An 11746-nucleotide genomic window follows, 5' to 3' on the forward strand; every position below is an offset into this window, starting at 1 on the left:
CCGGTCAGAAGGTCAGGTGCTGGCCGCGCGCCCGGCGCTGGCGGTGCGCGGGGAGGTTGTCGGCGCCGTCGCGTCCTAGGGCCTGCTCCAGCGCGCGCAGGCAGGGGAAGGCGAACAGATGCGTCACCGGGAAGGTGCGTTTCAGCCGTTGCTGTAGCTGGCCATGCGCCAGCACCAGCTTGACCGAGGTGGCACCGGCCTCGAAGAAGTTGTCGTCCAGCGCGAGCGTGGGTAGCCCGGTGCACTCGCGGAGAACTTCCAGCAGGATCTGCTGGTGCTCGGTGATCGGTTGCGCGGGCGTTGCCGTGGGTTGGACGGGTGGCAGGGCCTGACGATCGATTTTGCCGTTGGCGCTGAGCGGCAGCGTGGCAAGCGGCACCAGGTGCCGGGGCACCATGTAGGGCGGCAGACGGTAGGCCAGATATTCTTTCAGGGCTTGGTCGAGCCCGTCGCTGGCATCGGCCACGATGTAGCCGACCAGCATCTTCTGGCCGGGTCGGGATTGCACGGTCACGGCTGCCTGTCGTACTTGGGGGTGTGTTTTCAGTACCGCTTCGATTTCACCCAGTTCGATGCGATGGCCGCCGATTTTTACTTGGTGATCGAGGCGTCCGAGAAATTCGAGCGTGCCATCGGGCCAATAGCGGGCGCGGTCGCCGGTGCGGTAGAGGCGCTGTCCGTCGCGGGGGTGGGTGAAGAAGGCTTCGGCGGTACGGGTCGGGTCGCGCCAGTAGCCGCGTGCCAGCCCCGCGCCACCGATGTGGAGATCGCCGGCGACTTGATCCGGGCGGTCGTGAAAATAACGATCGAGCACCCGGTAGCACTGTCGGGACAGTGGGCGGCCATAGGGGATGGAAGGCCAGTCATCGGGTACCTCGGTGGCGTCCTGCCAGTTCGACCAGATTGCCGCTTCCGTCGCGCCGCCCAGGGCGATGATGCGGGCATTGGGCGCCAGTTTGCGCAGGCGACCCGGCAGTTCCAGTGGTATCCAGTCGCCACTGAGCAGCACCAGCCTCAGGTGCTCGGGCAGTGTCGCTTGCTGGGCTTCGCACCAGGTGACAAGCATGTCCAGCAGGGCCGGCACCGAGTTCCAGATGGTGACGCCGTGGGTATGGAGTTGCCGGTGCCAGTGTTCCGGATCGCGTTCGCTGCCTTCGCTGGGCATGACGATGCCGCCGCCCCAGGCCAGCGGTGCGAACAGGTCGTAGACGGAAAGGTCGAAATTCAACGCCGACAGGGCGAATACGCGATCGTCGCCATCGCCGCCGAAGCGCTGTCGCATGTCGTCGAGCGTGTTGCGTACCGCGTTGTGAGTCATTTCCACGCCTTTGGGCGTGCCGGTGGAGCCGGAAGTGAACAGGATGTAGGCGGCATGGTCGCCGTGGATGGGCGCCGCCGTCATGGGCGTGTCGGAAGGCGCGGCCGTCGGCGCGCCCGCGTCGATACGGGGAAGCCCGGGCTGGATGGCGGGCGCTCCCGAGGATTGCATGAGCGCTTTCGGCTGGGCTTGCACGATGAGCGCTTGCAGGCGGCCGGGGGGCGTATCCATCGAAACCGGCACGTACACCGCGCCGCACAGGTGGCAGGCCAGTACCGAGGCGATCTGTCCAGCGCCCTTGGGCAACTGGATCAACACCCGGTCGCCGAGGCAAACGCTGGCCTGTCGCAGCGAGGCGGCCAGTGCCAGGCTCCAATCGAGCAGCGCGGCATAGCTCAGTGTTCGATTGTCGGCGTCGGTGACGGCTGTGCGCCCAGGGTGTCGTTGCGTCTGGCGCAGAAAGGGTTCGATCAGCGTCCGGGCGGCATCGTCGCACCGTGTGTCCATGGCATTGATGCGCGCGCGTAGCGCTGCCTGCGCTGGCGGCGGCTCACGGTCCACGCGGCGCTGCCAGGCTCGTTGGTCGCGGCAGAGCGTGCGCAACGCGTCCAGGTAGCGCTCCAGCATGCATCGCATGGCGGGAACGTCGAGCGCGGATTCGGCCAGATCCCAGTTGAACAGCAGTCGATCGCGTTCTTCGCGCAACTGGTGATCGAAGGTCACTTGTGGCGTCTGGCTCAGGCCGTAGACCTCGCGCCAGCCGAGGTCGGCGAAGGACGTGCCGGATTCGCCCAGCAGCAGGCTTGTGAACACCACCGGCATCAGCGAGCCGGAAAAATCGTGCCGTTGCCGCGCGAGCTGGCGCAATAGATCGACACCTTCCACCAGGCTGTGCTCGATATGTTCGAGCAGGCGCTCCTGGGCGGCTTGCACCTGCGCCAGGAATGGCCGATCCATGTGGTCGAAGTCCAGCAGGGTGTTGTTTGTGAATTCGCCGAGTACCCGTTGCACCTCGGGGTGAAGCGGTTGGCGGTTGAACAGCGTCATGTTCAGCGTCACCGCCTCGTTGTCGCTCCATTGCGACAGCACATTGGCGAACAGGGTGGCCAGCGCGGTGGAAGGGGTCACGCGGTGGGTGCGGCAATGCGCCTTGAAGCGCAGCCAGTCGGCGGCTTCGATTTCTCCACGCAGTCGGGTGAAGCGTGTGCTGGCGACGTGGTGGCGCCCCGCGGGCAGTTGCGGCGCGGCGGGAAGGGTTGGCAGGCGCGTGTCCCAGTAAGCCTGGGCCGAGGCGCGACGTGCGGCAAGGGCTTCGCCGTGCAGGTATTGCAGATAGTCGCGGCATTGCAGTGCGGGGGGCGCGGGCAGTGTGGCGCCATCGATCAGCGAGAACCATTCCATGAAGAAAAGCTGGCAGCTCCAGGCATCCAGTGTCATCAAATCGATGCTGACGTGCAGCCGCAGCGCGTGGGGATGAAGACTCGCGCGGATCTCGAACAGCGGCCAGCGTTCGGTGGGCCGCACCTGGGATTCCATTTCTGAGCGCAAGGCGTGCACTGCGGCAGTGTCCGTGTTGCGAAGGTCGATGCAGTCGATGGCGTAACGCGGGACTTCCCGCAGCACCCGTTGAGTGCCGTCGGCATGGATGATCACACGCAGCATGTCATGGCGTTGGATGACGGTATTGAGTGCGTCTTCCGCCTGGGCCAGCGTCGCGGTGGGGTGCTCGAGTTCAACGTAGGAATGGGCCGCGACTCCGCCGTGATGCAGCGCCCGCGAGCGGCCGACCAGATAGGCCTGCTGGATCGGCGTCAGCGGAAAGGGCGCATGCCGTGTGGCCGGGTCGGGTAGCAGTGCGGCATGGGCGGGCTCGCCGGTGTGATCGAGCCGCGTCAGCAGATGCGCCTTGTGCAGGCGCAGGGCGCTCTTGAGGGTGTCGTCGAGCGCGCCGGCGGGCGCGCGAAAGGCCAATTGGTCGCCGTTGGCGCGGATTTCGATGCCGCGCCGATCGAGATTGTCCAGCAGTTCTTCCAGTGTCACAGCATGCCTTCCTCGTCGTCGCGCTCGAAGCTCAACGCCAGCGCCTGCTCGCTTGGTGGCGCGACGCCGCCGGCGAGGCTTGCCAGTGGCAGTTGCGAGGGGCCGAGCCGCAATGCCGCTCGTAGCTGCGTGCCGTGGACATCGCCCACATGGCATAGCGCCAGACCGGCGCGGCGCGCGGACATTTCCAGCAACTGCGCCATGGCGCCGGCTTCCAACTGGGCAAACGGCAGGCTGGCTTGTTCGTACAGTGGGGCGATGGCGGCCAGTTCTACCACCAGCACGACCAGCAGCGGGGCATCGCGCAGCCAGTCGCGGTTGGCGATCGACAGTTGCGCCAGGCCGTCCGGGGCATCGAACGGGCCGACGCGTTGCAATTGATGCCGTTGCGGGTGGTAGTAGTACGTGCCAGGCGCCAATGTCGTGCGTTCATGCGGTGGCGAGAGCAGGTAGGTCTGTACGGCGTTGAGTCCGCCGGCGGAAGCGTAGTGGTATTTGCGCCGCCCCTGATGGAAATAGCCGCGCACCGCGTTCAGAAGCATGCCCAGTTGCGCGGTGGTGATGGGGGAATCGTCAAAGTGGCGTGTGCTCTGGCGAAACCAGGCGGCTTCCGGTGGCGTGTCGTCGGGTAGGGCCAGGATGTCGCCCAGGTCTTCGCGCAGTGCGTGACGGGCCTGGGTGAACAGTTGCCGCGCCTGTTTGTCGTGGATCGCTTTCTGCGAACGCAGAAACGCCTCGGCGGTGGATTGTTCGGGGAACCACTGCATCGTGTCTTGTGCCTGAGTGGGCGCAAGGTGGCGGGCGATCAGCGTCACGATGTCGCCGACCGTCGGGCTGCGAGCCAGGTCGGGCAGGCGGGGGCGAAACGCGAAACGGGCTTCGATGTGCGTGGCGATGGAAATCAATTCCACCGAGCTTGCGCCGAGCTCGATCAGCGAGTCGTTCGGCCGCACCCGGTCGCGTTTGAGTACTTCCGCCAGCAGTGCGCAGACTTGTTCGGTAAGTGCGTTTTCGTTTTCGGCTGCCGGTGCGGCGGGCGCGCCGGGGGTTGCGGCCAGCGTTTCGAGCCGGACACGGTCGAGCTTGCCGTTGGCGGTCAAGGGCCATGCCTCCAGTACATGCCAGGCGCTGGGCACCATGTAGTGGGGAAGCCGCTCGGCCGTCCAGGCGGCCAGTGCGTCCCGTGCCGTGACTTGCCCGCTCACGAACGCCACCAGATGACGCTGGTGGCGTTCTCCGGCGGCGATCACCACCGCTTCGGTGATGGCGGGATGCCGTAGCAGCGTGGCGCTGATTTCGCCGGTTTCGACGCGGAAGCCGTTGATCTTCACTTGCTGGTCGCGACGGCCGAGGAATTCGATCAGCCCGCCGTCGCGGTAACGCCCCAAGTCGCCGGTGCGGTACAACCGCACTCCGGTAACGGGATGGCGGATGAATTGCGCGGCGGTCTTCTCCGGTTGCTTGAAATACCCGTCGGCCAGGCCCAGGCCGGCGATGTGGATCTCACCTTCCTTCCAGGGTGGCTGGATGCGCAGCCGTTCGTCGAGCACATACAGCTGCTGCCCGCCGAGGGCGTGCCCATAGGGGATGCTGGTCCAGTCCGGGTCGAGTGTGGTGATTGGGAAACACACCGACCAGATGGCCGCTTCGGTCGCGCCGCCCAGGCTGTACAGATGCAGATGTGGCCAGAGTTCGAGGGCCTGGCCGGGTAGCGTCATGGGTATCCAGTCGCCACTCATCATCACCGTGCGCAGCGGGATTTCCGGGGCCTGTGTCGGGTGCAGGCGCAGGTAATCCACCAGTAGTGCGAACAGGCTTGGCACGGTGTTCCAGATATTGACGTGGTGTCTCGCGCACAATTCAGCCCAGTGCGAGGGCTCCAGCGCCCGTTCCGGTTCAGGCAATACCAGCGCGCCGCCAGCCCCCAGTACGCCGAAGATGTCGTACACGGACAGATCGAAATGCAGGGCGGACAGGGCCAGTACGCGTGATTGCGCATCGGCGCCGAAGCGGGCGTTGATCTCCAGTACCGTGTTCAGCGCGGCCCGGTGGCTCAGCATCGCGCCTTTGGGCGCACCGGTGGAGCCGGAGGTGTAGATCAGATAGGCCAGGTCGTTGGCGCGTGCTGGTGGTGTGGCGGCCAGCAGTGTCGGATCGGGCTCGGCCGCGTCGGGCACTTCGATGCACAAGTGGCCGGTAAGCAGGCTTGGTTCGGCGTTGGCCGGGTTGGCGATAAGCCAGCGTGCGCCGATTTCGTCGAGAATGGCCCGGTTGCGGCTGGCCGGTTGATCCGCGGCGAGCGGCGCGTAGGCGCCACCGGCCAGCACGACGCCCAGGCAGGCGGCGATCTGCGCCGGGCAGCGTGGCAGCAGCACGGGGACGATATCGCCAGGGCGGAGTCCGTGTCGTTGCAGATCGTGCGCAATGGCGCAGGCGAGGCCGGCCAGTTGGCGATGGTTGAGAGAGGCGTCGCCCTGGATGATCGCGGGTTGTTCCGCATGTCGCCGCCACGAGGTGCGCCAGGGGTCGTGCAGACATTGGTGGGCTGTTTCCACGTCCGGGTGTAACGCCTGTACCGTGTCGTCGGGATGTTCGACGTTGCCGGTCGGCTCTAACAGATAGCCGTCTTCCCGCGCGGCGCGGTGAATGGCGAGGACATAGTGTTCCAGCATGGCTTCGGGCAGTTTTCCGGGGAAAGCGCCTTCGACCAGATCCCACTGGATCAGCAGTGCGCCTTCCATCTCGGTCAACTGGTTGTCCAGCAGTACCTGCGCGGTCTGTCCGCGCGCATGAACGGGGCGGCCGGGTTGAAGATGCAGGTGGCGCAACAGCCGGGCGTCGTTCTGCGTCAGGGTGGAGGTGAATACCACCGGCATCAGCATGCTGCCCACTTCGCCGGCGCGTTCGGCCAGGTCGGCCATCACGCGCATTCCACTGTAGTCACGATGCTCGATGTCGCGCCAGAGCTGGTGTTGGAGTCGCTCGACCTGAGCCAGCCGGGGCGAGGCTTGGCGCAGATCGATTTCGCATAGCAGCGTGGAGGTGAAATCACCGATCAGCCGATCCACGTGGGCATGCACGGGTTTGCGGTCGAACAGCGTCATGTTGAGGCAGAAGTGAGCGCTGTCGCTCCAGCGCGCCAGGGTTTCTCCAAACAGTGTCAGCAGCAGCGTGGAGGGGGTGATGCCATGTTGCTGGCAGCGTTGTTTCAGGCTTGCCCAGGCGTCGGCGTCGACGGTCTTGCGAAGGCGCCGGAACGTTGGCGTGCCGAGTGCTTCCAGCGGTCTCGCCAGTGGCAGTGCTGGGGCGCCGGGCAGGCTGTCGAGCCGGGCGCGCCAGTAGTCGCGCGCGTTGTCGCTGGCCTGCGCGCGCGCGGTCATCTCAAGGTAGTCGCGGAAGCTTATCTCCACTTCCGGCAAGGGGGTGTCGGGATCGTGGTAGAGCCGCGCGGCCTCATCCAACAGGGTGAGGAAGCTTTGTTGATCCAGAATCAGCAGATCCAGGCCGAAGTGAATGCGCCAGTGGCCATCGGGTAGATGGCTGAAAGCCAGGCTGAACAACGGCCATTGGTCGTGCGGGCGCACGCTGGTGGCGATCCGGTGACGCAACGCGTCCAGTTGTCGTTGCCAGTCGGGCGCGTCGCGCAGGTCGTGGATATCCAGGGGCAGGGGCGGTGTCCGCGCCAGTACCTGTTGTTGCCGGTGATCCAGTACCACCGTGCGCAGCATGCCGTGGCGTTTCACCAGTTGCCGCCAGGCGCGATGGTAATTGGAAGGGGTGAGGCACGGGCAGTCCAGTTCGTAATAGAACTGGCACGGCAGCCCGCCCAGTGTCAGCGCCGGGCTGCGGCCGAGCAGGTAGCTGCGCTGGATGTCGGTCAGTGCGAAGGGTTCGTGTTGCCGGCCTGGGTCGGTATCGGCGGGGCGTGCGGAGGGTTGCCCGCGAAGCAGCCGCCTCAGCAGGGCGTCGTCGGTGGGATGGATGGATGAACTCATGCGGAAGCGTTCTCTTGGTGTGCGTTGTCGCGTTGGTCCAGGCGTTGCGCCAGGCGGTGTCGTTCGTCGTCGCTGAGTCGGCGCAGGTGCAGATAGAGGCCGGCGATGCGCCGCGCCTGCGGCGTGGAGGACAACAGGGCGGCCAGCGCGCGGGGTGTGCGGTGCTGGATGAAGTCGGCCAGGCTCATCGAGGTTTCGTAGAGGCCGCGCAGTTGTGACAGGGTGCGTACCGCCAGCAGCGAATCGCCGCCCAGACGCAGGAAATCGTCATCGGTAGAAACGCGTTCGAGGCCCAGTTGCTCGGCGAAAATGCAGCACATGCAGCGTTCCAGATCGTCATCGGCATCGATGGATTCGATCCGCGCGGGCGCGGCGTCGGCCTGGCTGCCGCCGGCCTGGCGGTAGCGCGCGGCGGTGTCGGCTAGCGCTTGGCGTCGCTGTGCCAGCCCCATTTTCGACACCAGGACGCAGGGTAGGGCGCTGTCCTCGATGCGTTGGAGCAGTGCCAGCGCTTCCTCCACGGAGAACGCGCCGTGTTGCGCGTCGTGGAACAGCCCGTCGGTTTCGCTCAAGCTCTCGCCCAGTGCCCCGGAGGGCGCCCAGGCATCCCAGGCGATCGTCTGTATCGGGGTATTCGAGGGCTGGTGGGCGAGGCTGTTGAGGAACAGGTTGGCGGCGCCGTAATCGGCGCAGCCGATACCGGAGAGTTCCGCGGTGGTGGAGGAAAACAGCACCAGCTTGCCGCAAGACAGGCTGGATAGATGCGACAGCAGCGTCCAGGCGCCTTGCGCCTTGCTGCGCAGATTGCTGTCGGGCGCGTTGGGCGCGAGGTCTTCCAGCGTCTGGTTGATGTAGCGTCCGGCCAGGTGGTAGATGCGGTCGATCGTGCCGAATTGAGAGGCGAGCCGGGTGCAGAGCCGGGCGCAGAAATCCGCTTCCGCGATGTCGCCACCGATGTAGATCGGCTCGGTGCCCGCGGCGCGCAACGTGGCTTGCAGTTCGCGATGGCTTTCCTGGGTGGCCAGGGCGCTGGCGTGGCGGCTCACGATCACCAGGGTGCGGACTTTCCCGGCCAACGACCGGGCCAGGACTTGGCCCAGGCCGCCCGTGCCGCCGATCAGTACGACAACCTGGCCTTGCCGCTCGTCGTGTGCCGGGGGCAATGGCACGGGGGTCCAATATTGCCGCCATAGCCGGCCGTGGCGGGCGGCGAAATGCGGCACGTCGGCGGCGTTGTCGCGGGTCTCGGCGAACAGCGCCGCCAGTATCCCGGTGGGGAGTGGGTCGGGCGTTTCCAGCGTGCATGCCTGGATGCCGGGATATTCCAGCGCCCAGTTGCGTACCAGACCCACCGCTAGCGCCGCCCAGGGCGAGACGGATTCGTCCCCGAGCAGCGGTTGCAGTGGCGGTGTGATGAGCAGCAGACGTCCGCGCCAGTCGTGCCGTGCCAGCGTTTTTGCCAGCCGTAACAGGGCATTGAAATGGCGGGGCGAGGCGGTGTCGGCGGGGGGCTGTCGTGCGTCCGCCAGCGGCCAGGCGAACACGATGTCCGTGACGTCGCGGGTTTGTTCGCAAAGACGCTGCCAGTCCGCATCGTCATCCGGGTCGAGGGTGATGCGCGCGCCTTCCATCCGCCAAGCGTCGCCAGGCGTCACGGTGGCATGGGCGTTGTCCGGGGCGGTGAGGTGATCGGGAAGGAAATACAGCCAGTGCGCCGGCGCGGCGGTAACGCCCGCGGGTACGGGCCAACCGCGCCATTGCGGCGCTTGCACCCATTGCCCGGCCGGCAGTACGCCGGCGGCATTTGCTGCATTGCGCGTCAGTTCGGGCAGCAGGTGGGTTTGTCGTTGGAAGGGATACAACGGCAGCGGCACGCGCCGTCCGGGCCGCTTGTCGCCAAGGGTGTCCGCAAGCGCCATATCGGTGCCCGTCACCCATAGGCGGGCCAGGCAGGCTTGCATGTCTTGCGCCTGCCGCAATGGCGAGGAAAGGGTCGGGATGGTGTCGGCATCCATGTCCCGCCAGGTGCGTCGGGCCAGGTCGCTGAGCACTTGCCCGGGCCCGGTTTCGACGGCGAGGACATTGGGGAATTGCCGGGCCAGCGTGTCCAGGTTGTCGTGGAAGCGCACGGTTTCGCGCAGGTGCCGCACCCAGTAATCCGCGGTGATCGGTGTATCCGATGCGTGCAGGCCGCCGTGGAGGTTGCTCAGCATCGGCAGGGCTGGGGCATTGAAATGGATCTGTTCGCAACAGAGGCGGAACTCGTCGAGCATCGGCTCCAGCAGATGCGAGTGGAAGCCATGCGAAACGTTGAGTCGCAATGAGTCGATGCCCTGGCCGGCGAGGGTTTCGGCGAAACCTTCGATGTCCTCGGCGGTGCCGGATACCACGCAACGTTCGGCGCGGTTGATGACCGCCAGCGACAACTCGGCGGGCAGCAGGGTGTCGAGCCGCTCGGCAGACGCGCAGACCGAGAGCATCGCCGCGCCCGGTAGCTTGGAAACCAGGTGGGCGCGCTGGTGCACCAGCCGCAGGCCGTCCTCGAACGACATGACGCCGGCGATCACGGCGGCGACGTATTCGCCGATGCTGTGGCCCAGCAGTATGTCCGGTCTCAGACCGCGGCCGATCAGGCTGCGCGCGAGCGCATGACTGGTCAGGAACAGGCTGAGTTGGGTGTGCAGGGTTTCGCGCAGCGGCGCGTCGTCGTCGCCGAAGATGAGGGGGCGCACGTCGTAGCCGAGCAGCGGCGTCAGGTATTCGGCGCCGTGGTCGAGCTGTTGGCGAAACCGGGCATCCTCTCGGTAGAGCGTGCGGCCCATGCCGGCGAACTGGCTGCCTTGGCCGGGGAACAGCAGTGCGATCGGGCGCGGGCCGTCGTCGCGCATGATGTCGCCCTGTTCGATTCGCGAAGCGGCCTCGGCGCTGTCATGGGCCAGCAGCGCCCGGCGCGCCGACAGTGCGCGCCGGCCCCGCAGCAGACTGGTTTCCGCATCGGCCAGGCGGATGTCTTGGCGCAGTGCGTCGGCGATGGATTGGCCAAGTTGCTCGGCTTGTGCCGGTGTGCGTGCCGACCAGCACAGCATGCGTGGCGAGCCATTGTCGATGGTGGCCGTTCGTACTGGCGGTGCGCCGACGATGAGGTGTACGTTGGTGCCGCCAACGCCAAAGGAGCTGACCGCCGCGAAGGCGTTGGCCGGGTCGCCGGGCCAGGGCAGTGCCTCACGGTTGAAGCGCAGCCGTGAGGATGGCGCCAGTTGCGGATTGGGTGAATGGAAATGGCACAGAGGCGCGATCCGTCCATCGCGCACGCTCAGCACCGCCTTTATCAAACCGACGACGCCCGAAACGGTGTTCAAGTGCCCGATGTTGGCCTTGGCGCTGCCCAGGTAGCAGGGCGATTCGCCTTGCCCGTAGACCGCTTCGAGTGCCTGGAATTCGATCGGGTCGCCCAGTGGCGTACCCGTGCCGTGGGTCTCGATGTAGCGGATGTCGTTGGCGTCCAGGCCACTCAGCGCCAGTGCCTCGGCCAGCACGGCGCTCTGGCCTCGTGCGCTGGGGGCCGTCAGCCCGGCCTTGTCGAAGCCGTCGTTGTTGGCGGCGCTGGCGTGGATCACGCCGTGTATGGTGTCGTCGTCGCGCAGGGCATCGTCGAGCCGTTTGAGGACGACGGCGGCGACACCGTTGCCGCCGATGATGCCGTCGGCGCGTTCGTCGAAGGGCGCGATGCGTCCGCTGGGTGACATCGGCCCGCCGGCTTCGGCCGCGTAACCCTGATCCAGATCCAGGCATACCGCCGAGGCGCCGGCTATCGCCAGGTCACTTTCGGCTTGCAGCAGCGATTGGATCGCCAGATGCACGCCCAGTAGAGAGCTCGAACAGGCGCTCTGCACGCCCACCGCCGGGCCTCTCAAGTCCAGGTGATAGGCGGTGCGGGTGGCGATGAAGTCCTTGTCGCTGGCGATCAGCATGCGGAAGTATTCCGCGCCACCTTGATGGTAGTGGCGCGCGCCGACGTGCTTCATGACGTAATCATTGAAGCCGGCGCTGGCGAACAGGCCGATGTTCAGCGCCGGGTCGCGCCGGCAATAGCCGGCGTGTTCCAACGCGTGCCAGACGGTTTCCAGAAACACCCGCTGTTGAGGGTCCATCAGACGGGCGTCGCTGGGCGAAATACCGAAATGCTCGGCATCGAAATCGGCGGCGCCGGACATGGCGAAGCAATGCCGGACATATTCCGCCGGCACATCGGCGGGAGCGTTTTCGACCGGTTGCAGGGCGCAGTGTCCGGCCAGGGAATTGCGCCAGAACTGTTCCGCGGAGTCCGCGCCGGGCAGGCGGGCGGCGAAGCCGATCACGGCGATGGCGTCGGGATGATGCATGGAAGGTTCTC

3 protein-coding genes are annotated in these 11746 nt (G+C 66.3%); all 3 read right to left on the reverse strand.

Annotated features, from left to right (window positions below):
* Nucleotides 1-4: 4 nt before the first annotated feature.
* Genes EBB59_RS04915 through EBB59_RS04925 form a run of 3 tightly spaced genes read right to left on the reverse strand, consistent with a single transcriptional unit; the run spans nucleotide 5 to nucleotide 11735 of the window.
* Nucleotides 5-3358, reverse strand: a complete 3354-nt coding sequence (locus EBB59_RS04915; RefSeq protein WP_158601714.1) for a non-ribosomal peptide synthetase — start codon at nucleotides 3356-3358, stop codon at nucleotides 5-7.
* A complete protein-coding gene (locus EBB59_RS04920; RefSeq protein WP_122101033.1) occupies nucleotides 3355-7353 on the reverse strand; it encodes a non-ribosomal peptide synthetase in 3999 nt (1332 codons plus the stop codon). Before EBB59_RS04920 ends, EBB59_RS04915 begins: the two co-directional genes overlap by 4 nt.
* Nucleotides 7350-11735, reverse strand: coding sequence for a type I polyketide synthase (locus tag EBB59_RS04925; protein ID WP_122101034.1), 4386 nt, complete (start codon nucleotides 11733-11735; stop codon nucleotides 7350-7352). Before EBB59_RS04925 ends, EBB59_RS04920 begins: the two co-directional genes overlap by 4 nt.
* Between the last annotated feature and the right edge of the window lie 11 nt (nucleotides 11736-11746).

Source organism: Solilutibacter pythonis, from assembly GCF_003697345.1.
GTDB lineage: Bacteria > Pseudomonadota > Gammaproteobacteria > Xanthomonadales > Xanthomonadaceae > Solilutibacter > Solilutibacter pythonis.